General features: G+C 43.8%; 27 protein-coding genes and 2 tRNA genes. 16 read left to right on the top strand and 13 right to left on the bottom strand.

Features of this window, described 5'->3' with window-relative positions:
• Positions 1–8: 8 nt before the first annotated feature.
• On the top strand, positions 9–875 hold the full coding sequence (gene folP / locus ICN39_RS05345) for a dihydropteroate synthase (RefSeq protein WP_370623690.1): 867 nt from the start codon (positions 9–11) through the stop codon (positions 873–875).
• A 29-nt stretch (positions 876–904) separates the two neighbouring features.
• Positions 905–2,248: a phosphoglucosamine mutase gene (gene glmM, locus ICN39_RS05340; RefSeq protein ID WP_216233031.1), complete on the top strand. Its 1,344-nt coding sequence runs from the start codon at positions 905–907 to the stop codon at positions 2,246–2,248.
• A gap of 7 nt (positions 2,249–2,255) precedes the next feature.
• Here the strand turns inward: glmM and ICN39_RS05335 are convergent, their stop codons facing one another.
• Together ICN39_RS05335 and ICN39_RS05330 are read right to left on the bottom strand one after the other, a co-directional pair.
• Positions 2,256–4,352: a TonB-dependent receptor gene (locus ICN39_RS05335; protein WP_255532309.1), complete on the bottom strand. Its 2,097-nt coding sequence runs from the start codon at positions 4,350–4,352 to the stop codon at positions 2,256–2,258.
• Between the two features lie 59 nt (positions 4,353–4,411).
• On the bottom strand, positions 4,412–4,780 hold the full coding sequence (locus ICN39_RS05330) for a hypothetical protein (RefSeq protein WP_216233030.1): 369 nt from the start codon (positions 4,778–4,780) through the stop codon (positions 4,412–4,414).
• Between the two features lie 60 nt (positions 4,781–4,840).
• Here ICN39_RS05330 and ICN39_RS05325 point away from each other — a divergent pair.
• Positions 4,841–4,917, top strand: a tRNA-Pro gene (locus ICN39_RS05325).
• A 36-nt stretch (positions 4,918–4,953) separates the two neighbouring features.
• Positions 4,954–5,030: transfer RNA gene (locus ICN39_RS05320), tRNA-Arg, on the top strand.
• 318 nt (positions 5,031–5,348) lie between these two features.
• Here ICN39_RS05320 and ICN39_RS05315 read toward each other — a convergent pair.
• The 4 genes from ICN39_RS05315 to cysC all read right to left on the bottom strand — a co-directional run bounded on the left by ICN39_RS05315 (position 5,349) and on the right by cysC (position 7,972).
• Positions 5,349–6,122 (bottom strand): hypothetical protein, encoded by a 774-nt coding sequence (locus ICN39_RS05315; protein ID WP_216233029.1) that lies wholly within the window; start codon positions 6,120–6,122, stop codon positions 5,349–5,351.
• An 11-nt stretch (positions 6,123–6,133) separates the two neighbouring features.
• Entirely contained in the window at positions 6,134–6,376 is a 243-nt protein-coding gene (locus ICN39_RS05310; protein ID WP_216233028.1) for an acyl carrier protein, read from the bottom strand.
• Between the two features lie 2 nt (positions 6,377–6,378).
• Entirely contained in the window at positions 6,379–7,365 is a 987-nt protein-coding gene (locus tag ICN39_RS05305) for a hypothetical protein (RefSeq protein ID WP_216233027.1), read from the bottom strand.
• Between the two features lie 70 nt (positions 7,366–7,435).
• Positions 7,436–7,972 (bottom strand): adenylyl-sulfate kinase, encoded by a 537-nt coding sequence (cysC, locus tag ICN39_RS05300; RefSeq protein WP_216233026.1) that lies wholly within the window; start codon positions 7,970–7,972, stop codon positions 7,436–7,438.
• 86 nt (positions 7,973–8,058) lie between these two features.
• Between cysC and ICN39_RS05295 the strand changes: the two genes are divergently transcribed.
• The 3 genes from ICN39_RS05295 (at position 8,059) to ICN39_RS05285 (ending at position 14,852) form a co-directional block, all read left to right on the top strand.
• A complete protein-coding gene (locus tag ICN39_RS05295; RefSeq protein ID WP_216233025.1) occupies positions 8,059–8,880 on the top strand; it encodes a sulfotransferase in 822 nt (273 codons plus the stop codon).
• 28 nt (positions 8,881–8,908) lie between these two features.
• Positions 8,909–13,390 carry an ESPR-type extended signal peptide-containing protein gene (locus ICN39_RS05290; RefSeq protein WP_216233024.1) on the top strand — a complete coding sequence of 1,494 codons (4,482 nt, stop codon included), beginning with the start codon at positions 8,909–8,911 and terminating at the stop codon, positions 13,388–13,390.
• 241 nt (positions 13,391–13,631) lie between these two features.
• Positions 13,632–14,852, top strand: a complete 1,221-nt coding sequence (locus tag ICN39_RS05285; RefSeq protein WP_216233023.1) for a tyrosine-type recombinase/integrase — start codon at positions 13,632–13,634, stop codon at positions 14,850–14,852.
• A gap of 29 nt (positions 14,853–14,881) precedes the next feature.
• On the opposite strand, the gene ICN39_RS05280 is transcribed toward ICN39_RS05285, so the two are convergent.
• Together ICN39_RS05280 and ICN39_RS05275 are read right to left on the bottom strand one after the other, a co-directional pair.
• Positions 14,882–15,631 carry an AAA family ATPase gene (locus tag ICN39_RS05280; protein ID WP_216228119.1) on the bottom strand — a complete coding sequence of 250 codons (750 nt, stop codon included), beginning with the start codon at positions 15,629–15,631 and terminating at the stop codon, positions 14,882–14,884.
• Between the two features lie 82 nt (positions 15,632–15,713).
• Positions 15,714–16,538, bottom strand: a complete 825-nt coding sequence (locus ICN39_RS05275) for a hypothetical protein (RefSeq protein ID WP_216233022.1) — start codon at positions 16,536–16,538, stop codon at positions 15,714–15,716.
• 272 nt (positions 16,539–16,810) lie between these two features.
• Here ICN39_RS05275 and ICN39_RS05270 point away from each other — a divergent pair, with 272 nt between their 5' ends.
• Entirely contained in the window at positions 16,811–17,491 is a 681-nt protein-coding gene (locus ICN39_RS05270) for a hypothetical protein (protein WP_216233021.1), read from the top strand.
• A 23-nt stretch (positions 17,492–17,514) separates the two neighbouring features.
• Here the strand turns inward: ICN39_RS05270 and ICN39_RS05265 are convergent, their stop codons facing one another.
• Both ICN39_RS05265 and ICN39_RS11170 read right to left on the bottom strand, forming a co-directional pair.
• The gene (locus ICN39_RS05265; RefSeq protein WP_216228121.1) at positions 17,515–18,081 is read right to left on the bottom strand and encodes a site-specific integrase; all 567 of its coding nucleotides are present in this window, start codon (positions 18,079–18,081) and stop codon (positions 17,515–17,517) included.
• A gap of 344 nt (positions 18,082–18,425) precedes the next feature.
• A complete protein-coding gene (locus tag ICN39_RS11170; RefSeq protein WP_255532308.1) occupies positions 18,426–18,875 on the bottom strand; it encodes a hypothetical protein in 450 nt (149 codons plus the stop codon).
• 371 nt (positions 18,876–19,246) lie between these two features.
• Between ICN39_RS11170 and ICN39_RS05255 the strand changes: the two genes are divergently transcribed.
• From ICN39_RS05255 to ICN39_RS05220, 8 genes are all read left to right on the top strand, one after another.
• On the top strand, positions 19,247–19,687 hold the full coding sequence (locus ICN39_RS05255; RefSeq protein ID WP_216233020.1) for a DUF6641 family protein: 441 nt from the start codon (positions 19,247–19,249) through the stop codon (positions 19,685–19,687).
• Between the two features lie 55 nt (positions 19,688–19,742).
• Entirely contained in the window at positions 19,743–20,087 is a 345-nt protein-coding gene (locus ICN39_RS11165; RefSeq protein ID WP_255532307.1) for a hypothetical protein, read from the top strand.
• A 323-nt stretch (positions 20,088–20,410) separates the two neighbouring features.
• Positions 20,411–21,148, top strand: a complete 738-nt coding sequence (locus tag ICN39_RS05245) for a hypothetical protein (protein WP_216233019.1) — start codon at positions 20,411–20,413, stop codon at positions 21,146–21,148.
• A gap of 30 nt (positions 21,149–21,178) precedes the next feature.
• The gene (locus ICN39_RS05240) at positions 21,179–21,454 is read left to right on the top strand and encodes a hypothetical protein (protein WP_216233018.1); all 276 of its coding nucleotides are present in this window, start codon (positions 21,179–21,181) and stop codon (positions 21,452–21,454) included.
• A gap of 309 nt (positions 21,455–21,763) precedes the next feature.
• Positions 21,764–22,165, top strand: coding sequence for a hypothetical protein (locus ICN39_RS05235; RefSeq protein ID WP_255532306.1), 402 nt, complete (start codon positions 21,764–21,766; stop codon positions 22,163–22,165).
• A 71-nt stretch (positions 22,166–22,236) separates the two neighbouring features.
• Positions 22,237–22,920, top strand: coding sequence for a DUF3313 domain-containing protein (locus ICN39_RS05230; RefSeq protein WP_216233017.1), 684 nt, complete (start codon positions 22,237–22,239; stop codon positions 22,918–22,920).
• 7 nt (positions 22,921–22,927) lie between these two features.
• Positions 22,928–23,191: a hypothetical protein gene (locus ICN39_RS05225; protein ID WP_255532305.1), complete on the top strand. Its 264-nt coding sequence runs from the start codon at positions 22,928–22,930 to the stop codon at positions 23,189–23,191.
• Positions 23,192–23,241: 50 nt separating this feature from the next.
• Positions 23,242–24,135: an alpha/beta fold hydrolase gene (locus tag ICN39_RS05220; RefSeq protein ID WP_216233102.1), complete on the top strand. Its 894-nt coding sequence runs from the start codon at positions 23,242–23,244 to the stop codon at positions 24,133–24,135.
• Between the two features lie 67 nt (positions 24,136–24,202).
• Here the strand turns inward: ICN39_RS05220 and ICN39_RS05215 are convergent, their stop codons facing one another.
• From ICN39_RS05215 to ICN39_RS05205, 3 genes are all read right to left on the bottom strand, one after another.
• Positions 24,203–24,388: a hypothetical protein gene (locus tag ICN39_RS05215; protein ID WP_087909997.1), complete on the bottom strand. Its 186-nt coding sequence runs from the start codon at positions 24,386–24,388 to the stop codon at positions 24,203–24,205.
• Positions 24,389–24,478: 90 nt separating this feature from the next.
• The gene (locus tag ICN39_RS05210; protein ID WP_216233016.1) at positions 24,479–25,894 is read right to left on the bottom strand and encodes an FAD-binding oxidoreductase; all 1,416 of its coding nucleotides are present in this window, start codon (positions 25,892–25,894) and stop codon (positions 24,479–24,481) included.
• Between the two features lie 2 nt (positions 25,895–25,896).
• Positions 25,897–26,280 (bottom strand): DUF2069 domain-containing protein, encoded by a 384-nt coding sequence (locus ICN39_RS05205; protein ID WP_216233015.1) that lies wholly within the window; start codon positions 26,278–26,280, stop codon positions 25,897–25,899.
• Between the last annotated feature and the right edge of the window lie 9 nt (positions 26,281–26,289).

Raw genomic sequence — 26,289 nt, 5'->3', positions numbered from 1 at the left:
CGCAGTCTTTGATGCATTGTCAAAGCCTTCATGAGATGCCCACAACTTGGCGTTGTGGGCGTTTTCTTTTTGATTTCAGCAAACGCAAGCGCCCGATAGTGATGGGTATTCTGAATGCAACCCCAGACTCCTTTTCTGATGGCGGTAAATTCAGAAGCTCTAAGGATGCTATTGCACAAGCAGGGTTGATGATTCAAAACGGAGTTGATCTTATTGACATTGGCGGTGAATCAACCCGTCCAGGTGCTGAGCCAGTTGAGTTACAAGAAGAGTTGGATAGAGTTCTACCGGTAATTGAGGCGCTTAGAGATTGCGGCGTACCTTTATCGATAGATACCTATAAAGCAGAAACAATGCGCCAAGCATTGCATGTTGGCGTAGATTGTGTAAATGATATTTGGGCTCTAAGACAAGCGGATGCATTAGAGGCTGTGATGGAAAGTCGAGACTGCGGCATTGTATTGATGCACATGCAACGTGATCCCTTAACAATGCAATTTAACCCTGAATATCATGACGTCATTACAGAGGTAAAAAGATTTCTAATGAATAGGGCGGAGCTCCTCATTTCCAAAGGCATTAGCGAGGAACGGATTGCTATTGATCCAGGTTTTGGCTTTGGCAAGAGTTTGGAGCATAACCTCAAGATGTTGGCAAACTTTGACGACTTCAGCACTTTAGGCTTTCCAGTTTTGGCGGGGATTTCGCGTAAATCGATGATCGGCAAAATTACTGGAAAAGACACTAACGATCGAGTTGCCCCAAGCGTTGCCGCAGCAATTATGGCCGCCGATCGTGGCGCTCAAATAGTCCGGGTTCATGATGTTGCCCAGACTGTTGATGCCCTGAAGCTTTGGGAGGCTATAAATACTTAGTTAATTATCTAAGTTTTATAATTAAATACATGAAAAAACAATACTTTGGCACTGACGGTATTCGAGGTGAAGTGGGGCTGTTCCCGATCGTTCCGGAGTTTATGACTCGCCTCGGCTATGCTGCTGGCAAAGTATTAACACGTGATGCCAGGCCGGGTGAACGTTGCAAAATTCTCATCGGCAAAGACACTCGGGTATCAGGATATTTATTGGAAGCTGCCTTAGAGGCTGGTTTTGCTGCCGCAGGTGTTGACGTCATGCTCTGTGGTCCTATTCCAACCCCTGGCGTTGCATACCTCACTAAGGCATTGCGTTTGTCTGCTGGCTTAGTGATCTCAGCCTCTCACAATCCCTATCAAGATAACGGCATCAAGTTCTTCTCTGCTAAAGGCGATAAGTTATCTGATGAATTTGAGCTGGCTATTGAAGCTGAATTAGAAAAGCCCATGGGTTGCGTAAATTCAAAAGAGCTTGGCAAGGCTTTTCGTTTGGATGATGCTGCAGGGCGTTATATTGAGTTTTGTAAATCTACATTTCCTGGCGAGCTTAATCTCAGGGGATTGAAGCTTGTGGTGGATTGCGCCAATGGTGCTGCATATCACACAGCCCCCCATGTTTTCCATGAGTTAGGTGCTGAAGTGATCTCCATCGGCGTTAGCCCTGACGGTCGCAATATCAATGATGGTTGTGGAGCGACAGCTCCTGCCGCCTTAATTACAAAAGTTAAGGAAGTAAAGGCAGATTTAGGTATTGCACTTGATGGTGATGCCGATCGCTTGCAAATGGTAGATGCCTCTGGTCGTCTATTTAATGGTGATGAACTTCTATATGTATTGGCAAAAGATCGTTTAGATCGTGGCCAGCAGATTGGTGGAGCTGTGGGCACTCTAATGACTAATCTTGCTGTTGAAAACGCCATCAAAGAACTGGGCATCGGTTTTGAGCGCGCGAATGTAGGCGATCGTTATGTATTGGAACTACTAAAACAGAATGGGTGGATTATCGGTGGCGAAGGTTCGGGACACTTGCTTTGCCTTGACCAGCACTCCACAGGTGATGGCACGATTGCGGCGCTTCAAGTGTTGGCAGCGATGAGTCAAAACAAAAAAAGTCTTGCGCAATTATTGGATGCCGTCACAGTATTCCCGCAGGTGCTTTTAAATGTGAGATACAAGTCCGGTTATGACTGGAAGACGGATGAGAAGCTAAAAAATCAAATTACCAAGGTTGAGATTGAACTCCAAAATATTGGTAGGGTTCTGATACGTGCCTCTGGCACTGAACCTCTATTGCGTGTCATGGTTGAAACTCAGAATGGTGAAGTTGCTTTGAAGGCTGCCAAGAGCATTGCCGATTTAGTCCCAACTGCTTAGCGTATTCTTAAAAGGCAGCCCTAACACCAACCATCAAACTTCTTCCTGGTTGTGGAGCATATAGCCTTACTGCCATCGGTGAAGTTGCGTAGCGTATCTCTTCATTTAAGAGATTCTTCAACATCAAATAGCCAGTCCAATTTACTTTTCCAATGCGCTCTGTATAGGAAAGATTGGCATTCACCAGGTTGTAACTTGGGGTTGGGCCAATTTCCCAGCTAGCCAATTTATTTTGTTGGTAGCTGTAAATATAGGTGGCACTTGTTAACCAGCCGTTACGTTGGTAAGCTAATTCAGTTCCTAAACGAGGAGCTGGCTGCAGAGGTAGATTGCCTCCTGCGGTGAATGTTCCTTGCGATACATCCCCAAATAATCTACCTCCAATGCCGGTTTCATTCCAGTTATAACTAAGCTCCGCTTCCGCGCCTTGAATGGATGCATTGGCTTGAGAGGCTTGAACCACGGAAAAGTTTTCATTAGCTTGGCTGTAGGCCCCAGTGTAGTAGCCATAAATGTAGTTGCTAAACTGGTTTCTATAGATGCTGGCCTTGCTTCGGATCAACCCTAAGCTTTTCTGAAAGCTTAGCTCTAGATTATGCGAAGTTTCGGTGCTTAAATTTGCATTTCCGATATCGAATGTTGCAGTTGAATCATGCGGACCATAAGAGTAAAGCTCTTGTGCAGAAGGGGCTCTTTGAGATACTGTATAAGCAAGACCTAGGCCGTATCCTCTAGCAACATCCAACATTCCTCCGGCTGAGTAGGACATCAAATTAAATTGTCTACTCTGCAAAGATGGGGGGGCATAAGAGGTGGGAATAAATTCTTGGCTATTTGCGCTTGGGAACTGCGTCCCTGAATTCGGATTTTGAGTAGCATAGCTATAACGAGCCCCAAGACTTGTTTTTAAGGGGCCGTAGCGCCCTTCTTCAACCAGGAAGAGTGCGGATGAATTTGATTTTGTCTGCGGCACAATGGCGTAATTATTGGTGGATAAATCAGTGGCATTGAGGGTTGCGCCGATAATTTGCGCACCTAATATGCCCTTAGATCCAAGTAATTCTGTGTGCGCCAACTCTAGCCTTGCCTCGGTAGCAGTGTTGTTCCATTGTGTAGAAGCAACTCCATTATTCGTAAATTCTGTATGTTGATAATTGGTATTGGCCGCACTAATTTTGACCGAACTAAAACCATCAAATGGATCATTGGTTTGGTGAGCAAAATCATAACGATTCTGAGACTGCTGAATAAAACCACCTTCTGAAGTAGGAATTCCATAGTTATGATTCATGCGCTCCAAAGAGATGCCTGTATATCCATCTGTGCGAACATAGCTTGCACCAAGACCCATACTATTTTCATTGCTGAAAGAGAAAGGTAGTTTGCCGCTATAAGGAGTATTTACTGGCTGACCAGGATTAATGGACCAATTGGCATTTGGTCCACTTTGTTCTGCGAACTCTGGAATGCGATAGTTGTTGGAATTACTAATCGCTGAATCAAAATGGAGCGCTAAAGGCCCAGCAGGTGCATCTAATTCAATATTGGCAGTTTTACCTTGGTTCACGGTTTCATAGCTGGTATTGATTGCGCCTGAAATGGTGTCGGGCATTGCAGTAACGATGCGGTCATTCACAACGTTTACTAATCCACCGCTTGAGCCGGATCCATAAAGCAGGGCAGAGGCACCGCGCAAGATTTCAATCTGATGGGTATTTTGCATTGGGCTGGCAACCGCATGATCTGGAGAGATGCTAGAAACATCTCCAACCGATAAACCATTCTGCAAGATTTGTACCCGCGCACCATCCAAGCCACGTATAACGGGTCTTGACGATCCCGCTCCATAACCTGTCGCAGAGAAACCTAACTCATTGGCAAGTGTCGCTCCTAGCGTTCCAGAAAGTTTGTTTTGAAGTTCATCTCCTGCCAATACTTTATTTGGAGATAAGAATCCTTGGCCGCCTTCACGCACTCCAGTGACATTAAGCTGGGGCAAGGTTTCCGCTTGGCTCTGAGACAAAGCGGTGTGCATTGGCAAGCAATAGGCCAACACCAATAATGAAGTGTAAATAAATTGTTTGTAGCGGGAAATCATATTCATCCAAATTCACCAAAACATGGTGAGTGATTAAAACGGGGGCGCAATGCAGCGCTATTGTTTTAAAGGATGAAAGCTGGGGGAGCGCGTGAGTAGTATGAGTTGCCAGCAAAACTTCTTAACGAAGGATTGTTTGAATTCTGTAGATCTAGGGTGCTTACTGGAGTTACTTCGGCATTGGCGTGACTGCTGGGCACAAATCCTGCAAGAGAAAGCGCATCAAACAAATGACAAACATCAGAGCTGTGATTAAAACTCTTTTCAATATTTGTGGAGGCATTGGCTTTGGCGACTTGATTTTTGATACCGGCGTGAGAGATGCTGTGTGAGAGGCCTACCCAGTGGGTGCCTAGCAAGCAAAATACCAGTACTGCCGCAGTAAATGCAGCATGAATCTGCTTCTTAAATTTGCTTGAAAAATAGGCAACCATGGGACGAATCTTACAGGATTTGCCTTGAATGGCGCTCTCGGTGTAGAATATCGATTCCGTCGGAGTGTAGCGCAGCCTGGTAGCGCACCTGCTTTGGGAGCAGGGGGTCCAAGGTTCGAATCCTTGTACTCCGACCACTTTCCCTTATTGTTCTAGATATACCCAGCATATAACTGCCCATAGCTCAGCTGGATAGAGCAACGCCCTTCTAAGGCGTAGGTCGCACGTTCGAATCGTGCTGGGCAGGCCAAACTCTTTCTCTTGTTTAATGCCGTTCTAGGATTGTTTCAGGCTGTTCTATTGGCTTGATTGTGGGGTGTCATGCCTTGGGCTTTGCTGGCGTTTGGGTAGCCTTGAGTCTAGCGTAGGCGATCCTAAGGACTATGTGCGACCCTGCGACTGGGTGATTTTGATGGAATTTTGACCCTAACGATTTAGTGTCGGTTCGACCCGACTATCGAGTGTCACTTATCGCGACGGTCGGGCGGCTTTTATCAGGTGTTATGCGGACATTGAAAAATCCGAAATAGGGCAGATAGGGTGGCAGAGAACGGCCATTAGGAGTCCGTTAGTCAGTTATGTGTTTAATTGATAGCTCTCGCTTCGGATTTTGATTCAAGGTGATGTAATAAATGAACTCTGCAGCAGATTTATATAGGTCCTTATCATGTTGAGATTTTAGTAAATCTACCGATACTGATCCATCTGAATTTACTTCGCTTTTAAAAAAATAAATTGAGAACCCATTTTGAATGGAAAATTCAAATAAGCTTGGACTTATGTACCTAAACTTTTTTCCATCTGAGTAATCAACTGAGCAGACGCATAAATTGCCCTTTGTCATTGAATCCCTGAGGCGTATAAAGGAAAATAAGTCGCTCGGAATTACCTCAATATTTCCGCTTGGGCCTGAACGCGTCAATGTATCCCTGATTGATTCATCCGAAGAAATAATAGATATTTTTCGATTAAATTGAGCCATGATGCTAGGCAAAAATGCAAAGCCCGTATGTACGCCGCAAATAGTGGCCGAACCATTTAGCCGACCAAGCTCTTCAAATATTTTTTTATTGGAAAGGTGAATTATTGGATATGAATCAAAACCTTGCCGCCTAATGATTTGGATAATTAGGAGTAGTAATAGCTCATTTTTCGTTAACTGTGTATCGCAAAAAAGATTGCCATTTGGTAGAAGTTGGTGAGCCTCTAGATTATTGCCAACTAATTTCCAGGTCGCCGAAAATAACTCTCCTCTAGCGGGAGTGGGGTTAGTTGAGAGTGCGCTACTTACTGCAGTCTCAATTATTGCAATAAGGGAGGAAAAGCCTTGGTAAGGATCCATGGGGCGATAAATTACAGGGGTTTTAAATTATTCAGTAAGTCGCCTAGTGTGGATTTATCAGTCAAGCGATCTATATCTATAGTTAACTTACATGAATCTTCAAGTGCAACAGATAGGCTAATTAATTGCAATGAGTCAATTCCTAATTCTGAGATAGATTTCATAAGCGCACCACAAGCTGGAATGCTGATCACTTGGGCTTGATCCACAATTTTTAAAAGCAAATTTTGATCAATACTTTCTTCTAATGACATTTTTATCTTAAGGTAAATGTTAAGTTAAAGTCTCTGGTGTATTTTACTGCGGCTATTTTTGGGTGACGCTCCACAAATAAAGACCATTCAGCAAAAAAAGAGTTGATAACTGCTGTTGAAATCACTTGGCCAATGCAAGTATGAGCGCCTTTTCCAAAAGAAAAGGAGTTATTAATGTTGGCTAGATTCTTTGCATCCATATATCTATGTACTAAGGTTGGACAAACATAGATCTCCTGGTTCTTTGATATCGTAAGATTGCCTATTGAGAAATTCTCCAGCGCTCTTCGTCCTATAAAATTTACAGCAGCCGCTTCTCTAAGCAGACTTTTTTGTTTCCAAGTTCCGCGGGATGCTGGCTCCTTCGTTAGCCCATACATCAGCGTTCCTTCAAGTGCTTCAAAGCCTGCAACGATAATTGCTAAAAGTATCCAAACCTCAGAGAGATCTCTCCCTTGATGCAACATAGTTTTTTCTAGATACTCTTTGAGCGCTCTTAATCTATCCTCAACGTCAATAACCTTGGCTAGCGGATGAGTCAAAAAGAAAAGCTTTGGCGGTAAAGATGGGATCTCGCTGACACTAACGCCTAAGTCTGTGGCTAAAATAGTACGAAAAATTCCTGCAATATAGTTCGCTACCAATTTAATTGGATTAATTTCTTCATCACCCGGGACTAATGAAAAAAACTCGGACGTAAAGCTTGGGAGCCAGTTTTGTAAATTTTCTTCAATTAGCTTATATTTTTTGGAAAAAGTCTTTCTCGACTGTGAATGTTCATCCCCATGAAGAAGCACGGGCGAGCACATAAAGATGGCGTCAATTGTTGGAAGGTTTTGATTGGATAGTTGAAGTAATTTTTTATAGTACTCGATGAAATTGGTTGGGGCGACCTTATCTGACTTGAGTAATGCAATGGATAGATCTTTGCCGTACACCAAAATTGCAGGGTGAGTAGACTTATCGAGCATTACCCACTCTTGACTCATGTCTAGTGATTCAGGGTGGTTAATAAATTGTCTAAGTCGCAGTAAGTAAGACATGTATTCGTGTATTAATTTAAAGGCTTTTATATATTAAAACTTCATTCACCAATTCTTCGACTGACTTATTCTTTGTAAATAATTCAATTTCTGGATTGCTGGGTATTTCATAGGGCGCATCTATACCTGTAAAGTTTTTAATCTCACCTTTAAGCGCCTTGGCGTAAAGCCCCTTAGGATCTCTTTGAATGCAAGTCTCAAGAGGGGTATTTATAAAAACCTCTAAAAATTGCCTTTCCTGAAAAAGCTGTCGCGCCTTTAGTCGATCCTGAGCATAAGGTGAAATCAATGCCACAATCACTACGTCTCCCTCGTCTAAGAGTGATTTGGCCAGCGCAGCTGTACGGCGCATGTTTTCTATACGATCTTCTTTACTAAAGCCAAGGTCTTTACATAGAGTAGCTCGAAGGACATCGCCATCCAAAATACTTACTGGGATATTTTTAGATTGCAATGCTTGTTCCAATCCTTTCGCAATAGTGGATTTTCCGGCACCTGAGAGTCCAGTCAGCCAAATGACTGTAGGCTTGGAACTGAGTAAATTTGCAGCCATGTGGGTTTATGCGCCTAAAAATCGAGAATTGAGGTACTTTTTATTGGTATTATTACCCTTAAAGCTTATACGACATTGGGCATACTTTGCATAACAATAAAACAATTCACTTTATCTCAGGGCTACCTCGCTCCGGCTCCACTCTGCTCGCTGCTCTTTTAAATCAAAATCCGCAGTTTCAAGCCAATATGAGTGGCCCGGTAGCGGGCATGGTTGGAGCTCTCTTAGAAAACATGAGCGGCAAGAATGAGTACTCTGTTTTTATTGAGGATGTTCAGCGTGAGCGAATTATCCGTTCTGTGATTGAGGGTTACTACGCTGATAGTAAAGCAGATGTTATTTTCGATACTAGTCGCGCTTGGTGTGCTCGCATGCCACTTCTCAATACCCTTTATCCAGCATTCAAAGTCATTGCTTGTGTCCGTAATATGCCTTGGATTATTGATAGCATAGAGCGCTTAGTGCAGCGTAACGTATTTCAGCCTTCATCTATTTTTAATTATCTAAGTGGTGGCACTGTCTACTCTCGCGCTGATGGAGTCGCTGGTGGAGATGGCATGGTAGGTTATGCGTATAACGCGCTGAAAGAGGCCTACTTTGGAGACTATGCAGCCAACCGATTAATGTTGGTTCAGTATGAATCATTGGTCAAAGATCCCCAAAAAACATTGGCTGCTGTTTATGACTTTATTGGACAGCCACTATATAAACATGACTTCAATAATGTCGAATTTGATGCGTCTGAGTTTGATAAAAAGGCTGGTACACCTGGATTGCATGAGGTGAGAAGAAATGTTGCTCAAAATGAGCGAACTAGTATTTTGCCGCCTGATTTATTTAAGCGATTTGAAAATGATGCCTTTTGGAAAAATCAGACAGTTCGCCGTAGTGGCATCACTATTGCCTAAAAAGCATTCAACACATTAAAAGCTTCCCATGAATAAAACGTATCGCCTAATATTTAATAAATCACTTGGAGTGATGCAAGTTGTCTCAGAGTTAGCTAGATCAAGAGGTAAAAAAGCAGCTGGCAGATCATTTTCTTCCAAAAAGAAGAGTGTTGCAGTTTCAATTCCATTCTCAATTAGGGCTATTCCCTTAGCCCTAGCAATTGGTTTTGCATTTATCTCGCCTCCAGTCATGTCCCAGGCCGCAAATGGAACAGCGGCAATTGGTGTCAACCCAGGCGTGGGTGGACCTGGGGTTATGGGCGCGGGTAGTGGTGGCAACGCGGGATACTTCAACGGTTTTGCTGGCGGTGGCGGTGGTGCAGGTGGTAGCTTGGGTAATGGCTCTGGGGGTGCTGGCGGAGCCGGCAATGGTGGAAATAGTGCTGGAGGGGCTGGTGGTTCTGCGGGTGTTGGTGGAGCAAATAGTCTGGGTGCCAATGGTGGCATAGGCAGTTTTTCACCTTCGTTGTCAGCTCAAGGCGGTGGAGGCGGCGGCGGTGCTGGTTTTGTTGGAAGTGTTATTTCAGGAAATATTACAGGAGGTAGCGGGGGTTCCGCCTCCGCACCTGACGCGGCTGGTGCAACTCAAGTTGGAGCAGGGGGTGGAGGTGGCGTTGGGCTCTTAATTATTGGAACCCCAACCTTAATCAATGCCTACAACATCGTTGGAGGAGCGGGAGGTAATGGTGGGATTATAAGGTTAGGACTCTCTGGAGCCGGCGGTGTTGGTGTAGATGGGAGCGGTTTTACTCTAACAAATAGCGGAAGCATTACTGGTGGCGCCGGTGGCGCAGGTGTAGCTGGTGCTGCCGGAGTTTATGGCAGCAATTTCACATTAATTAATAGTCAGAGTGGGGTCATAACCGGGGGCGCTGGTAGTTATGGAGCTCAGCTGGGGCCAATACGTGGTGCAGACGCAATTGGGGGTAATGGTTTTTCACTATTAAATAGCGGAAGCATTACTGGTGGGCTTGGTGCTGGTTATGGAGTTGGTGGGTCCGGTGTATCAGGCACTAATTTCACATTGACAAACTATGGAACGGGAAATATCAACGGTACTTTTGGGGGCGCAGGCGTAAATGGAAATAACTTTACATTAACCAATAGTGGAAATATTACCGGGGGTGCTCCCAACTCGCATGCTGGCGCAGGTATTTACGGAAGCAGCTTTACAGTTACCAATAGCGGAAACGTGTTCGGTGGCGCTGCTCAAAATAATGCCACCGGTGGCGCTGGTATTTTTGGCTCGAGCTTTACGGTGGTAAATAATTTAGGCGGAGATATTGCTGGCGGCGTTGGTGCTGATGGGTCTAGCGGAGCCTTTGGCGGTTCCCAGGGTGGCGCGGGCATTAGCGGGGCAACAATTACGGTAAGCAATAACTTAGGCGGCATCATTGCTGGTGGTGCAGGCGGTCTTGGGGCGAGTGGTTACAACGGCGGTGACGGCGGGTTTGGATTATCAGTTACTGGCGGCACTTCAAACAATATTTCCAATCATGGAAGCATTAATGGTGGTGCAGGAGGTTATAACCAAAGTAGCACGGGGGGTGCAGGCGGTATTGGCGTATCCATTCTTTCAGGCAGCAGCGCATCAGCTATTAGCAATTCTGGCTCAATTGTTGGCGGTACAGGCGGAACATCTTTTAGCAGCCTAGGCGGTAATGGTGGGATTGGTTTGAGTGGCTCCAATTTCTCATTAACAAATTATTCTGGCGGATCTATTTTAGGAGGCTCTGGTGCCATTTCCTTGGGTGGAAGTGGCAGCGGTAATGGCGGTGTAGCCCTTAGTGGTAGTAGTTTTACGTTGATAAATTCCGGGGGTATCACCGGTGGGGGTGGCGGCAATGGTAGCAGCAATGTGACTGGAAATCCTTCTGCCTCTCAAATAACAACTGCTGGCTATGGTGCGGCTAGCATATCTATTTCTGGAGCGGGTGCAGTCATCTCCAATGCTGGCTCGATTACTGGTGGTGCAGGTGGTGCTGGATACCAAGATCTTTATCTACGTAGCTGGGGTGCAGCCGGCGGTGTTGGTATTGGTATTTCTGGATCGGGAACCACATCCATAGCCAATAGTGGCTTAATTACTGGCGGCGCTGGTGGTGCTGGACACAATGCATTTTCTGGTGGAGGAGTTGGCGGAACTGCGGGCGCTGGTGTATCTGTTGCAGGATCAGGAAGTACGACCATAAACAACAATAGCGGAGGCTCCATTACTGGTGGCGCTGGTGGTGGGGCATACTTTCAGGGCGGAAGTGGTGCTGGAGTTGCCATAGACGGAAATGGAACAACAACCATTACTAATAGAGGCAGCATCACTGGTGGGGCCGGTTACTCTGGTGGAGCGGGAATCAATATTGGATCTGGTGCAGGTGGATCGATCAATATTATCAATCAAGGCATTATTTCCTCTGGCGCCTCTACACGTGCACGGCCAGCTGCAAATATTGTTAATAATTCATCTTCACTCACATCCTTTACGCTCTCAAATGCACAGTCAGACCTCACTTTCTCTGGTAGCCTCCCTAAAAACTACAACATTATTCTTGGGACTAACGCCAATACTTACGGCAAGTTAGCTGCTTCCTCCGTAACTAATTGGGATGGCGGTACTGGTACAACTAACTTCGGAATTTATAGTGGACTGGTTAAGTCATCAAGCTACTTGAATGTAATTTCTGGGGTGGATGCAGGCTTGCTTACATCGTCGAGTTTTACAGGGACCTATGGCGGGTATCTCTATAATTTAGTGCTAGAGGCTGGAACTGCTGGGACTACCAATATGTGGGATTTGCTATTCCCCTCATATGTTGCCTCTAGTAACATCGTTACTAATTCTGGAAATTATTTGAGCGATGTAGGCAATACATTAAATCCCGTCTTTGCAGGCGGAACTTTAACTTTGCTCAATGGCGATAACTCTAACCAAGCTTTTGCAGTCAATTCTAGTGGCGGCACAATTACCTCACCATCTGGTGGCTCAGCCACTTTATCTGGTGTGTTCTCGGGCCCTGGTGCAATGACTTTCAACGGTACTGGCACTACGTATATGAATGGCGTTAATACATATACCGGTGGCACCACAGTAGCAGGCGGCACTTTAAGTGTTGGCTCTTCAGAAGCAAACAATACAGCACGGTTAGCGGGCGATGTAACGGTGCAAGCTGCAGGTACTTTAGCTGGTCACGGCGGTGTTGGTGGAAACGTAACTAATAGCGGCAGAGTAGCTCCTGGCGGCTCTATTGGAACCTTGAGCGTTGCTGGTAACTATGTGCAAACAGCGGGTGGTACTTTATCCACCTCTATTACGCCAACAGCGAATAGCGTTTTAGCGGTTGCAGGAACAGCAAGTCTTGCTGGTGGTTTTGTGATTGATGCCACTAGTGGCACTTATACCAAGAGGACCTACACGGTTCTGACTTCATCTGGATTGACTGGCAAGTTCTCTGGCCTCACTGGCAATCTGGCCAGCTATAGCACTTTGAACTCAGCGCTATCATATGACCTTAATAATGCCTACCTCACCTTGAGTGCCGGTACAGTCGATACGCAACAATCCTTAGTCAATACCGCTGCTGTTTTGCAAGGCATCTACACACTACAAAACTCCGTATTAGCCAATAGCTTTGCTTATGACTGTAATGTCTTTGGCGCTAATGATGTGTGCGTTTCTGTTGGTGGACGCAATACCGCTGTGCAATCAGAAGGAATTAACAATACGAGCGGCTTATTAATTGCAGCGTATCGCCCCCATGCTAATTACCGAATTGGTGCGTACGCAGATCAAAACCTTTCTACCAATAGCCCTGGTGGCACAGTCAAATTAGGGAATAACTCCCCGTTGATCGGCCTCTTTAGCGCTTGGAATGAGCGCTTGGATGGTACCGGTACAGAGGTGAAGGTCTCTGCTGCTTATGGGCAAAAGAATACAACTGTGACCCGTTCTGTGGTTGGAACATCAGATCCTGGTACTGGCTCGTCTAATTTGATAAGCCAAGGTGCTCAGATACAAGCCAAGTATGGTTTTGCAGTCCTGCCAGAGGTAATTGTTAGCCCGTATGTTGGCATGCGTTATACCCAAAACAACATGGGTGGCTACACCGAAGGTGCATCTTCAACAGTGACCGCGCCCCTGACTTACTCAGCACTCAATACCAATGCCACTACCGCATTAGCAGGACTAGGTGCTTCATACCGCTTTATTCCTAAAGCAACGGTATACGCTAGTGCTGGTGTCGAGACTGATACCAATACTGCTAATGGTACTTACTCTGCTACTGGAGTAACTGGATTAACTCCAATCAACTTTAATGCTAATCCCGTTAAAACCAGACCTACCGCTACTATTGGGGCTTATTACGATGTAGAGAAGAACCAACGTGTAGGTATCAATGGCATCTATCGCCAAGAGCCATTCCAAGCAGTATCGACAACTACGGTGATGGCGACTTATACGATTGGCTTATAAGGAAGTTCATTTAGACTTAAACAAGAACCTGCTGCGGCAGGTTTTTTGTTGCCCCGAACGGCAATTGTGGGTCGTTTTGAGCCTGTCGTCAATAAGTAGTGTGATGGCTGCTTTGTGATTAGCAACAGCCCATCGCGGCCCTGATGCTGTAGTGTCGGTTTAACCGACAGTAAATAATTCAGGTCGTCCAAACCTAAATCTGAAATTAAGCTTGCAAGTGTCGCGTAACGAGACACTTGTTATGAATAATTTATCGCTATTATTTTCCACTGTTATCACTGACGATGAGCCTATCAAACTCCTTGATGGCGCCGTCACCCTCTATAAAAGACACAATAGCCACCAATGGCAATGCCGTTTTAAGTTATCTACTGGCTCTTGGCATTCGGCCAGCACTGGATCTGATCAAGTAGCTGAAGCCACCACCCAAGCAATTGCCATATATGAAACCGTTAAGGTCAAGCTAGCCAGTGATCTAGCCATTAAGTCCAAGACCTTTCGTCAATTAGCCAATCAAGAGCTGGCTATGGCTGCCCGAGTAGTCCAAGCCAATCCCAATAAGCGTACCCATGTTGACTACATTCATATCTATACCAAGTACTTAATCCCATTCTTTGGTAATTTCCAAATCAATGACATTACCCAAGAGTTAGTGGATGACTATGTGGCTTGGCGAATCTCCAAGATGGGTAAGAATCCTAAAACTTACACACAAAGGCGCCATTCTGGTCTATATAAGCGTGTAATAGAGCGAGCCAGGGATCAGGGATTAATTCACCGACATCGAACCATTCCATTGTTGGAGGTTGCTGCCGATAGGGCAGAGATCAGGCCAGCCTTTAGCCACCAAGAGATCAATTACTTGCTGGAATACATGCGGGACTGGGAGCGTTTTGGCCGCAATCAACGTAGTAATCACATGAGAAGGCTGTGCAGGGTCTATGTGGAGTTCTTGTTAGGAACAGGCATTAGACAAGGAACGGAGAGCATGCCAATTCGCTGGAAGGCCCTGCAGTGGCATTGGATTGGGGAGCAGCGTTACCTAAGAATTTGGGTATCAGGCAAAACGGGCCCTAGATACCTAATAGCAAGACATTTTGTGATCGAGGCTTTAGAGCGTTTAATTGCTTGGCAGGCATTGCCTTATAAGAACCTAGAGGCGGTGATTGAGGCCAAATTGGATAAGAAAGTATTTGTATTTCCCGAAGGGGATGCTCCGCATAGTCTAGATAGTGTATTTGAGCGGCTAATGCTTGAATCTAATTTATTAAAGGATGCTACTGGTAAGAATAGAACCTTGTATAGCCTGCGACATACCTACGCTACATTTAGATTGGCAGATGGTATTGATATTCACACATTGGCAAAACAAATGGGTACTAGCGTAGGGATGATTGAACGTCATTATTCAAAATTAACACCAATGATGAGTGCGGAAAGATTGGCAGGGGCAATCATGTAGTGTCGGTTTTACCCGACGCTACATATCACTTAACTGCATGCTTTAAGGGTAATTAAGTGAGTCTCATGCTTTTCTCTCACCTCTTGGTTAACGCTCATCACGATATCTGAAAAAATGCTTCGAGCTGATCCTCTACCAGCCTGAACCACTTGATCTAATACATCATCAGGCGGTGCTAGTAGACCTGCATTTTCATAAACACGACGCAAAATTGGTCGCCAATCATTAATTGGTGGAACATTCATATCAATCAAAATTGATCGATTCTGAATGCCTTTATCAATTTGATCTAAGTTATTGCTAGTCATGATGAATATGACGTCTTTACGATTCATGATTGATTTGAAGCCTGCTTGCGCTGCTGGGGTTAAGACATCAACCTCATCCATGATGATGTAATGCAGACCACTACTATTAAATGACATATAAGTGGTTCTATTTTGAATCGATTGAGTTAATTGAGCGCCATTCTGACCTTGTGCGCAGGCAAAATAATCTGAATTAGGATCTTCTGTATCAACGATAGATCCAGCATTCATTGCTGCACAAGCAGGATTGACTTTGGCCGTTTCAATTAAGCCTGGCAATAAGTTGGCCAGAGTAGTTTTACCAGTTCCGTATAAACCATATAGAACAATCCCACAAATACCGTTAGCTGGAATAGGCAGACTTAAATCAAGTATGGATTCAAGCTTAAATCGACTATTAGGTTGTAAAGCAAAATCATCTAAACATCCGGGTGCTTGTATGACAATAGAGGGTGGTCTAGGGTTATGCATCGCAATCTCCTTAAAATAATGAAATGATTGCTGGATTTATCTTAGGGAGTAAATACCAGCAATCAGATAGCAAACAACAAGTTCAAGCGGCTTTGAGTTTTGCTTGGGCTGCTAAACGCTCATCTTCAATTGCTTTAGCCTCATCAGATAGTTTCTGTGCTTTTTCTTTTTCAGCGCCAACACTGGAGCAAGCTGCTAACGCTGATTTAACTGCTGTTCCACTTTGGATGACTCTGCGGATTGCAAAACTGCCGTCATCTTCTCGTGTTGCTAGCAATACAACGCCTTCCTCTAGCTGCTCATTTGAAAATGACGCATTAAGAGAATCACTTTGTACCTTCGCTAGTATTTCGCCATCGAGTACGGTACGCCCTAATTCCACCTTCTGAGCAATCGATTTGCCTTTGCTATTAGCAGAGCGTCTAACTTCCTCAACGCCACCTTTTTCACGGAAATATTTTGGTAGATCAAGTACGCTCACTCTCTCAGCCATTGCTGCCTTCATAGCTGTGCTATAGGCATTAACCCTACGACGATCAACACCAAATACACATTTCACGATCTTAGTGATTAGTGGCGAGCTGTCGCTGAACTTGTATTCATGGGTCTTGATGTAGTTCGCTAGACCTTTTTTAAGGCTTTTGGCAATACTGTCTGAGCCTTGCATTGTGTTGTTTAAGGCGTAACAATGCTGCAATATTCCATACAAGACATCATTTGCACTAGAAAGCTCATTACTTTCCCAGTTTTTGCGATATTCAGCTAGGCGATCAATAGAGTCGCCAATGGCTTTTTCTGGATTGCTGCCTGTTAATAAATTGCCAATTCCCACTGCAAAAGGGTTGGCATTCGTTTTTTCAGCGTTAGGGGCGCTAACGCCTGATTCGACTACAGTAGTTTCACTCATGGATTTTCTCCTGAAATTGTTAAAAATGTGATGGTGAATTCCATTCACAATCTGATTTCACTTCAGCATCCCTGTAGTGAATACATACAAAATTTAGAATTAAAAAAAGTAGGTAAATTTAGGCTGGAGATATCCGCATGGGCGGAAAACTTTGTGCGGAGCAGCAAGACTGTCATCAGGAGATGGCGAGGCTTTTCTTTAACTTTTTACGTATAAGTCCTAGCTATACCGCCGCTAGCAAGTATGTGAGACCAAAACGATTAACTAAGAAAATGAGTCTTGATAATCGTAAGATCTTAGATTGTTACTCCAAGTACGGTTGTGTCTTAGATTGTCCATTTACGACTTGGTTTGAAGGTCATAAGAAGCAGCTGATGGATTCGTCTCCTCCAGTAATTGAAATTATTAAAGGCAAAGACAGGTTTTTTGTTTGTGATGACGACGTATTGCTAAAGCTTTGTAGCGATCAAGACCCCCCATCAATATCCCAACTGGTTAATGCTTTATCGCAAATTTGGCCAAATACTCAAATCAAGCAAATTCATAGTCAAGTACTTAAAGGCGCTAAATTAAAGAATATGTGGAAAGATTTACTCCTAATCTACACCATGGCTTTAAATCCCGATACTGAGCTCTGGAGGGCTGGGGCAATGGCAATGCTAGTAGATCGCTTTATCGGGAGGTTAGACCCATTGGCAGCAAGGCACAAAAGTGGGGATGATCATATGCGGCGCCATATGACCTTAATGGTCATGAGGCACAAGGAAAGCGCTTTAAATATCTCAGAGCAGGCTGCACTTGGTATATTCCCACAACAAGAATTAGGTAAAAGCTTTCAAACCCGCTTTAATTTTGAAGATGAAAATTTTGCTAGCCGATTATTTTCATTAGGTAATCACGAGTTTGACTGCGCAAAAGATCGAGTATTGCAATTGACTAGGCATGCCTGTTAGAGTCGGTTTTACCCGACTGCCATTTAAATTAGCTCGACAGCATTCCTCTTTTGCTCATCATTGACATCGATATATCTCTGAGTCACTGCAATCGATCTATGACCTGCAAGGCTGGCTAAGATTCGAACACCAATCCCTTTATTAGCGAGGGTAGTAATAAAGAATTTTCTTCCTGAATGGCTGCTGCCACCGCTAATGCCAACATTCTTATAAAGCTGATAGAACCACACACATAAGCCATTAGCACTAAATCCCAAACGATGATCTGTATGAAAGAGGGGGATGTCAGCTTCTTTTATGTATCTTGTTGTTAAGTAGTTGGCCAATTCAGTCTGTAAACGCTGTGAGACAAATACAGTCCTAGGGTGCTTACCCTTGGTTTGTGATGCCGATAGGCGGATTTCATTTTTAATAGTCCCATCGAGATTTAATACATCGCCCATTTTCAAGCTGGCAATTTCGGCAACGCGAAGTCCACCAAGAAAGCTTGTAAGTATTAACGCTCTATCGCGCAAGGCATATTTTTTGCTGCTGACGTAATTAAGAACTAGATCTAGTTCTGTTTGAGATAGTGTTTTTGCTTGTGCCATTTAATTCTCCTTAGATAAATAAAAAGTCTGTATTTAGTATGTTTTCTAAGTCTTAAAAGGTCGACCGAAATTTGTTTATTTGGCCATCAAAAAATATCTTCCAAGAATCAATGACTTACAAGGCAGGTTAAGAAAAGTACAATTTTCTTAACCACCTTTCATTACTAGTATTTATCCAAAATAGCGTAGTGATCGTGGCGAAAATCCCACGAATTACTGTTAGTAGCTCAAATTAGCCCTATGCGCTGTTTTTAGTAATGCCAGCTACTCAGTATTGCGAGGCTGATAGATCTTTGCGTATAGGGCTGATTTGAGGTGAATCTTGTATGGATTTATGGCGTGATTTAGTTCAAATCCACATTGGTTGCTATAAACACTGGCTTATTGGCGCCGGTGCTTTTACATAAATGTACATCTAGCGTCCAGGAATCCTTGGTGTTGTTTACTAAATCCTCAATCTCTACATGCAGCTCCCTAGTTTCGGGGGAGTAGATGCTAAATCCATCAACACCTTGCTTTGTCTTAGTGAGTGGATCGTAATGTTGGATCCAAGACATTAAAACACCAGCTTGTCCTGCAATGCCAGCATCACTAAGTTTTCGAACAGTCGCCATCTGCTGATCTGTTTTGGCAGTATTTTCCCAGTTACTGTATTCAAAGTAATCAACTAGGTATTTTTGATTTGGGCTACCTAGCTCTACTGAGCCATTAAACATCGCTCTTCTAAATAAGCCTTTACCGAAGGTGGTATTAAATTTCTCATTCATAAATCCTCTAACCGCAATTTCTCTCATATCGCTCTCCTTTTTTCAAATTGATTGAGTTCTCGTTGCGAGCTGTTGCTTTCGTAGCTTGGTTGCTAGAGGAGTAGATCCAAAAAGATGTTGCTTTGAGTTCAGTTGCAGATCTCAAAGAGATAGTCACTAAGTCGTGTTGCTAGCCAGAGTTACTCATTTGCCACTCGAGTAACTAGTAACTCACTACCAGTAACTTCTTTATCCATTTGCGACCGTACTTTGAAACACAGCAACTCGCAAAAGTATTTAGCTCTTGTTAAGAAAACCCATTAATTTCTGGCTCAAAATTAGTCAAAATAAAAAAGAGGTTGTCCAATTCATTATTCCGAAAATAAATTGAAATAGCTCTTTCATTTATAGGAGGAAATATGAGCGCATTGACCGCATTAAAACTAGTGGCTCTCAAGAAGCCGGTTCATCAACCAGCAATTGTGATTCGGAGGAACAAGCTTTCGAGTCGATTATGGGAGCAGATCCAGTTGGCTAAAGGGCAGATGTCAGGAACGCCTTTTGTACTAATGAAGTTTCGCAGTATTAAAGATAAGGAGACGGGGGTTCGTAAGCAAGTAGAAGTTCCAAAACGTATTAAGCCGTGGTGGTTTCAAACAGAGGAGGGCAAAGTCTGCGTTTCCATTAGATATGGCAGCTGGATTATTGAGCTAGCCAAAGGCAAGCCCAGTATTCAAGTCGATAGTGGTGATGACTTGGTTAAAGCTCTAGAGACGGTGAAGATTGCTGTAGAAGCAGGGGATTTAGATGCCCAGATTGAAAATGCTAGTGGCTCATTAAAAGCAGGATTTCGCAAGTAAGCTGGGTGGATGTCGTGCTTAGCGCGGCACCATCCCTAGCCAGCTAAATACTTGTATGAGCAAATATCAAGCCTATGTCAGGATTAAGGGTCAGTTAGTTAATACTGCTGTCTTTGCTGATAACCCCATCCATGCCAGATTAATCCTGCAATACCAATTCGGAATGGATAGCCTAGCTAGCAGCCCATCAGTTGTTACCCATGAAAGCAGGGGGTATCAAATGATTGATGAGGTTATCTCTGCTATTAAGGCTAAGCCCCCACAAACTCCAGAGCAGGCTAGGGTGGCTAGCTTACAAAATCAGAAGGACGCTGCCAGCAAAGCATTAAAGCTTGAGCGTAATCGACAAAAGATTAAACGAGCCCAACAGCAAATTTCAGTAGCTAGCTCAAAAATATAGCTGCGCAGTTTTTAACGCCATCCGAGATCTCGACCCCCACCAGTTTTAATCTAACACCCCCATGACCATACTTTGTTAGAAACCATGCCAAATCGTGGTGGTTTTGATGAATTATTTGCTAATTAAATTTCAAAGCTCGTGGGGATGAGAGGTATAGCAAAAATGGTTTGCCAATGCTCGTTGTGGCATATAAACTTATTAAAAGCTTTTTAGGGGCTTTTCTGTCAGCGCTTGGCTTTTATTTTTTCTAGGATTCTTATCTGCCCCAATTGCTAGATTGGTTTTTTTTAAGAATTTAATTAAATCGACCTGAAAAGAAATTTATGCCATTACCAATTGAGCAAAGAACAAAGTTTTTTGTTTTTGTCATTGAGTCACCATCGGCTCCAGATCTCTATCATAGGAGAAGTGAAGGGGATGTAATAAGTCAGGCTGTAGGACTAAATGGCATTCATTGCGTGGTTAAAACCGCAATATCTCTCGAGGCATTTAATGCCTGTCTTAAAGTTGGCATTTCTGAGGAAATGCAAAAATTCCCTGGATTTATGCCGTTGTTACATATAAGTGCCCATGGAAATAGTGATGGGATCCAGTTATCAGATGGATACATGATGACTTGGGTAGAGCTCAAGGAATATCTAAGGCCAATTAATCAAGCTCTCGGAGGTTCCTTAATAGTGTGCATGTCTAGTTGTGAAGGCTATTCAGGAATAAGAATGGTAATGGACAAGAATGCAATTGATCATCCTTACTTTGCCCTAATTGGATGTAGTAAAAAGCCAACTTGGGGTGAGACCGCTGTAGCGTATGCAACTTTTTACCATCAACTTAGTAGAGGCGAATTTATTAATGATGCGACAGAGGCTATGAGAATTGCCTCTGGCAACAGATGTTTCTTCTTAGAGCATTCAGAAAACACCCACAAAACGTTTGTGGAGTTTTTAAGCAGCCGAGAATCTCAGGACGCGATAGAGAATCTTGAGAAGATTGTTGAGAACGAAAGTCCTGAAAATAAAAATTTATTAAAGAATTTACTAAATTCAAGCTCAAACATCTCGTAATAATAAACATCTAGACCAAGGAGTTTGTGAATGTCGCTTCCCCCGATTCTTGATGATCTCATTCGATACTGTCAGGTCAAAGGCTTTCCATTGGAGAAAGTTACTGAATTTGTAGATCAGTGGGAGTGTAGTAATGACCCAGGCTCTTTGGTGGCTATCCCCATCCCTTGTCCAGAGTGCTTTATGAAGAATGTTCAAGAATCAAAAGGGCTGTATCAGCTAGGGTTGGATGAATCTGAGCAGCAATATATGAAATGCCATACCTGCAATATAAAAATTCCAATCACTGATGAGGACGATATTTAGATCGTCTCAATTGTTATGCAGCCGTTACGCTGTAGTGTCGGTTTGACCGACTCTACATATGTGGATGCCAGACACCAACCAGAGAATTCCACCCGACGCCAATGATCCCGGTGCGTATCGAACACCTGATCTTGTAAGGCTCAAACCATTGTCTAAGCTATTGATTTATATCATTTTTCCAGCTTCTAAGGCGTAGGTCGCACGTTCGAATCGTGCTGGGCAGGCCAAATATTCTCCGTTTCTACAATTGCTCCCATATCCGCATCCTTTTATAGTTATCTTTTGCCTGCGTTGTCTTAGAATGATTCGATGAATACCCATTTAATGAAGACTTATGCCTATTTAATTTGCTCAGCCTTAATTCTTTGCTCATGCTCCACTGCTAAGCTAGAAGCGCGTCTTGAAGCCAATCCACAATGTAAAGATGTTGTGAATCCCAAAACAGGTGCTTTGATGCCTTGCCCTGGTTCGGATAAAGCTTTCTATAGAGAGGTAGGTTTAGCCCCGGCAAAGCCTGCTCCTGCTGCAAGTAGTCCAGCCACCTTATCCACTACAGCACCAGCAAATACAGCGACTTCATCTCAAGCCCCATTTAATGCTGCTACGCCCGCACTCGCAAGCCCACCTCAGGCAGCCCCTTCCCAGGTTGACTGCAAACCACAGATTCATAAAAAGACTGGCGGAACATTGCCTTGCCCAGCTCCGGACTAAATTGATCTAGGTATGATGTTCTTTATTAATAACAGGCTTACAAACAACTTAACCAATCACTTGGAATCGCAATGAAAAAAATGAATGTCTTGTTAGTTTCTTTTGCTACAGCAATTACTTTGGCTGCATGTAGTAATGCACCTAAACTGGCAACAGAATCTATGCCTAGATCAGGCTTTTTGCCTGACTACAATCTTTTGGTCCCAATGGCAACTGGTGATAAAGATGTCCGAATTTGGAGATACCGTATTTCAGGCGTAAATCCTGGTTCATATACAGCGGTAATTTTGGATCCGATTTATTTAAATCAAAGTGCAACTAAGGATGTCAGTCTTGATGTAATTAATAAAGCAAAGTCTGCACTACAAGCATCTATGGTTGAGGCTGTTAATGCTCGCGGTACCATCAAGATAGTTAACAAGCCCGGTCCTGGGGTTGCACGTATTTCAGTTGGCATTACTGGTGCAGAAAGCTCTACAGATAGTTTGCAGCCATGGAATTTCACTCCGATTGGCTTGGCTATGAATGCTGCCGCTTATGCTGGTGGTGTGAATTCTAAAACCCCAGCACTTTTGGTGGAGAGCAAAATTACTGATAGCCAATCAAAGCAATTATTAGGCGAAGGCTTGATAACTGTGCAGGGCGAGTCATTTAGAACAAACTCAGGTTCAGCAGACTCTTTTGTAGCAATGGCCAAGAAAGTGGTTCGCACCGCTATGGAAACATCAGCTAACCCTATGCCAACTGGCCAATAAGCAAGCCATGAAATTACTTTCTAAATTGTTAGCATCGATTGTTGTGTGCTCGTTTGCCTCTGTTCCGCTTGTTGTAATGGCTGATGATGCTTCGCGTGACAAAGAAATCGCTGAACGTTTTGCCAAATGCGACGTCAATCATGATGGTAAGTTAATTAGAGAAGAGGCTAATGGTTGCATGCCTCGCATCTATAGCAACTTTAGCTATATTGATTCTATGAATAAAGGCTATGTCACTGTGGCTGAAATTCAGGCTATGGCTAATAGGTAATGTTGAAATTACATGAGCCTCTTACGAGGCTCTTTTCTATTGGGTGAATGATGTCTGTATCTTTTCCTAGTTTTGAAGCCAAAACTTTTATCACCAACTCTAAAGACGGTCCTATTGAGATCTCTTATCTTATTGGCGGCAACGGACCTCCAATGTTATTGCTGCATGGCTTTCCGCAAACGAAGGCAATTTGGAGTCAGGTGGCGCCAGAATTAGCAAAAAACTTTACGGTAGTTGCTGCTGATTTGAGGGGGTATGGTGCGTCATCAAAACCTCATGGCATATCTGATCATTCCACATACTCAAAACGCTCTATGGCAGCGGATCAACATGCATTGATGGCAAGTTTGGGTTTCGATCAATTCTTTTTACTTGGGCACGATAGGGGCGGCAGGGTTTCTCATCGATTGGCAATGGACTTTCCAGAATGTGTCTTGCGATTAATGGTGTTGGATATTTCCCCAACATTAACTATGTATGACAACACTACGATGGAATTTGCCAAAGGGTATTGGCATTGGTTTTTCTTGATTCAACCAGAGCCAGTTCCAGAAACCTTGATTGGCGCCAATCCTGAGTATTGGTTAAAGAATCATATGGGCCGTCATGCCGGTACAGGAATATTTTCCCCAGATCGATGGACGGAATATTTGGCTGGTGCCAGTCATCCGGAAAGTATGCATGCGATGTGTGAAGATTACCGAGCCGCCGCTACCATTGATCTTGTTCATGACCGAGAAGATCGCTCTGCAGGCAAGAAACTGAAGATGCCGCTCAAGGTCTTATGGGGAGAGCATGGTTTAGTAAATAAATGTTTCAAGCCAATAGATGACTGGAAAGAGGTGGCTATAGAAGTCTCTGGAAAGGCGGTACCCAGTGGGCACTATATCCCCGAGGAGATTCCCGACCAATTGCTGTCAGAAGCTAAAGAGTTCTTTGGCTAAGCAATCAAATAAACACGTTATAAAACAAAAACCCTAAATAAATCAATTATTTAGGGTTTTTAAACAATCACTCAGGGTGAAAATTATTGCTTGCCATGAAGCTGATGGTTCGTTCGAAGCCAAGGATACGGATATAGCGCCAAGCAATATCACGATATTTGCTGTCCAAATAGCCGATGGCTACCTCAGGCGTCCTTTTGGACAAATCGATCTCTTGAATTGCGCGGGCCCAACGTTTGAGTCTTGTTGACATATTTGCCACCTCCATGCCTATACAACGCATGGAAAAGGGGGTGGGATGACAAGAATTACAAAATATTTATCAAAAAAGCAGCCCAATCTCTTAAATGGATACCACTTTATGGGGATTGAGGATGTTTTGGGGATCCAAAGCTCTTTTAAGGGTCTTCATGAGTTCGTGGGCCACTTCTCCTTTATGAGCCCTTAACCCATCCAATTTAAGCTGCCCAACCCCGTGTTCTGCAGAAATAGAGCCATTGCAGCGTTCAACCTGGGCATATACCAGCTCATGAATTGGCTTTTCATTGATTTCGTTAAAGACTTTAGGGTCTTCATCCAGGGGCGGGGCAATGTTGTAGTGCAGGTTTCCATCGCCTAAATGGCCAAAATTGATGATTCTGATACCGGGGAACTTTGACCTCATCAAAGCATCGGTGTCTCGAATGAAGTGATCAAGTGAGGATAGGGGAATGGTGATGTCATGTTTAAGGTTTGCACCTTCCTCAGCTTGCGCGAGCGTGATGTGTTCTCGCATATGCCAAAACGCATTGGCTTGGCTTAAGTTGCTGGCAATCACTGCGTCGCTAATGAGCTCGGATTCAAATGCCTCCTGCAAAATAGTTTCTAGAAGTTGCCTTACATGATCTTCACTCTCATGATCAGACAATTCAATCAGCACGGTAAATGGTGGTTTACCTTGCAGGGGATTTGCCATCTGTGGAAAGTGCTTTTCATTTAACTCCAAGGACTCTTGCGTCATCATTTCAAATCCGGTAAGCAAGGAGGTTGCCCGTTTTTGAAAGAGATTTAAAAGTGCAATAGAAGAAGCAATGGTTTCGCATGCAACTAAGGTAGTCCATTGAGAAATTGGCAGCGGATACAACTTCATTACTGCGGCGGTAATAATGCCTAGAGTGCCTTCAGACCCGACAAATAAATCGCGCAAATCATAACCAGTGTTGTCTTTTCGTAATCCTTTTATGCCATTCCAAATGTCACCTTTAGCTGTGACTACTTCGAGACCCAGGCAAAGGTCGCGCGCATTGCCGTAGCGGAGTACATTGGTTCCACCAGCATTGGTTGCCAAGTTACCACCAATCATGCAGCTACCTTCAGCCCCCAGACTTAACGGAAATAAAAACCCCTGTTCGGCAGCTTTTTCCTGGATGGTTTGCAAGATGCATCCAGCTTCAAGAGTAATTGTCTGGTTTGCAATATCGATTTCACGAATTTGATTCATGCGCTTGAAATTAAGGATGACCTGTTTGCCGCTATTGTCGGGTGTGGCACCACCACAAAAGCCGGTATGACCACCCTGGGGAACAATAGAAACTTGACTTGCGGCACAGAGCTTGACGATATTTGCTACATCAGCAGTATTACCAGGTAAAAGAACTGCAAGCGCTTTTCCTGTAAAGCGTTTACGCCAATCTGTTAAGTAGGGTGCTTTATCCTCATCTTGAGTCAGAATATATTTTTGCTCAAGTGCGGTAGATAGTTTATTGATAAAGTTTTGCATCTTTACTCTGCCGCAGCTTTCTTCAAAGCCTTGGCTTCTTTTTTGATGGGCTTTAGATACATAAGTAAACAAACAAAGCCGATAGTCGAGAGAATGGTTTCTAGAAGCGCAAGCCAAAAGTTGGCTCCTGTCTCAAGAATTCGAACTAAACCTTCGGTTATGTAAATCAATATCAGCATTGAGGCCCACTGCATTGTGTAAACCTTACCTTTCCAAATTCCAGGAATGGCAAATAGCAAAGGTATACCCTTCAGAATTAACCATGATCCACCGGGCCTTAGGGGGGATGCGAACCACTCCCAACAGACACACAAAATAAATAAATCAATAAAAGCAGCTGCTGCTATTAATTGGTACGGGTTTTTGGCGCGAATCTTTTTAATCATGATGAATGC

It is taken from the genome of Polynucleobacter sp. AP-Reno-20A-A9 (assembly GCF_018882085.1).
Taxonomy (GTDB): domain Bacteria; phylum Pseudomonadota; class Gammaproteobacteria; order Burkholderiales; family Burkholderiaceae; genus Polynucleobacter.
Note: the sequence above shows the minus strand (reverse complement) of the source record. Positions and strands in the feature narration are given on the sequence as shown.

Bases quoted from the DNA above. Each gene is read 5' to 3' on its own strand.
- ICN39_RS11170 (WP_255532308.1), bottom strand. From the start codon at position 18,875: ATGAGAGAAATTGCGGTTAGAGGATTTATGAATGAGAAATTTAATACC.
- ICN39_RS05265 (WP_216228121.1), bottom strand. From the start codon at position 18,081: ATGGCACAAGCAAAAACACTATCTCAAACAGAACTAGATCTAGTTCTT.
- ICN39_RS05245 (WP_216233019.1), top strand. From the start codon at position 20,411: ATGCCATTACCAATTGAGCAAAGAACAAAGTTTTTTGTTTTTGTCATT.
- ICN39_RS05240 (WP_216233018.1), top strand. From the start codon at position 21,179: ATGTCGCTTCCCCCGATTCTTGATGATCTCATTCGATACTGTCAGGTC.
- ICN39_RS05255 (WP_216233020.1), top strand. From the start codon at position 19,247: ATGAGCGCATTGACCGCATTAAAACTAGTGGCTCTCAAGAAGCCGGTT.
- ICN39_RS05285 (WP_216233023.1), top strand. From the start codon at position 13,632: ATGAATAATTTATCGCTATTATTTTCCACTGTTATCACTGACGATGAG.
- ICN39_RS05280 (WP_216228119.1), bottom strand. From the start codon at position 15,631: ATGCATAACCCTAGACCACCCTCTATTGTCATACAAGCACCCGGATGT.
- ICN39_RS05230 (WP_216233017.1), top strand. From the start codon at position 22,237: ATGAAAAAAATGAATGTCTTGTTAGTTTCTTTTGCTACAGCAATTACT.
- ICN39_RS05305 (WP_216233027.1), bottom strand. From the start codon at position 7,365: ATGAGTCAAGAGTGGGTAATGCTCGATAAGTCTACTCACCCTGCAATT.
- ICN39_RS05275 (WP_216233022.1), bottom strand. From the start codon at position 16,538: ATGAGTGAAACTACTGTAGTCGAATCAGGCGTTAGCGCCCCTAACGCT.
- ICN39_RS05315 (WP_216233029.1), bottom strand. From the start codon at position 6,122: ATGGATCCTTACCAAGGCTTTTCCTCCCTTATTGCAATAATTGAGACT.
- ICN39_RS05270 (WP_216233021.1), top strand. From the start codon at position 16,811: ATGAGTCTTGATAATCGTAAGATCTTAGATTGTTACTCCAAGTACGGT.
- ICN39_RS05335 (WP_255532309.1), bottom strand. From the start codon at position 4,352: ATGAATATGATTTCCCGCTACAAACAATTTATTTACACTTCATTATTG.
- cysC (WP_216233026.1), bottom strand. From the start codon at position 7,972: ATGGCTGCAAATTTACTCAGTTCCAAGCCTACAGTCATTTGGCTGACT.
- ICN39_RS05210 (WP_216233016.1), bottom strand. From the start codon at position 25,894: ATGCAAAACTTTATCAATAAACTATCTACCGCACTTGAGCAAAAATAT.
- ICN39_RS05220 (WP_216233102.1), top strand. From the start codon at position 23,242: ATGTCTGTATCTTTTCCTAGTTTTGAAGCCAAAACTTTTATCACCAAC.
- ICN39_RS05235 (WP_255532306.1), top strand. From the start codon at position 21,764: ATGAATACCCATTTAATGAAGACTTATGCCTATTTAATTTGCTCAGCC.
- ICN39_RS05290 (WP_216233024.1), top strand. From the start codon at position 8,909: ATGAATAAAACGTATCGCCTAATATTTAATAAATCACTTGGAGTGATG.
- glmM (WP_216233031.1), top strand. From the start codon at position 905: ATGAAAAAACAATACTTTGGCACTGACGGTATTCGAGGTGAAGTGGGG.
- ICN39_RS05215 (WP_087909997.1), bottom strand. From the start codon at position 24,388: ATGTCAACAAGACTCAAACGTTGGGCCCGCGCAATTCAAGAGATCGAT.
- ICN39_RS05225 (WP_255532305.1), top strand. From the start codon at position 22,928: ATGAAATTACTTTCTAAATTGTTAGCATCGATTGTTGTGTGCTCGTTT.
- ICN39_RS11165 (WP_255532307.1), top strand. From the start codon at position 19,743: ATGAGCAAATATCAAGCCTATGTCAGGATTAAGGGTCAGTTAGTTAAT.
- ICN39_RS05330 (WP_216233030.1), bottom strand. From the start codon at position 4,780: ATGGTTGCCTATTTTTCAAGCAAATTTAAGAAGCAGATTCATGCTGCA.
- ICN39_RS05310 (WP_216233028.1), bottom strand. From the start codon at position 6,376: ATGTCATTAGAAGAAAGTATTGATCAAAATTTGCTTTTAAAAATTGTG.
- ICN39_RS05205 (WP_216233015.1), bottom strand. From the start codon at position 26,280: ATGATTAAAAAGATTCGCGCCAAAAACCCGTACCAATTAATAGCAGCA.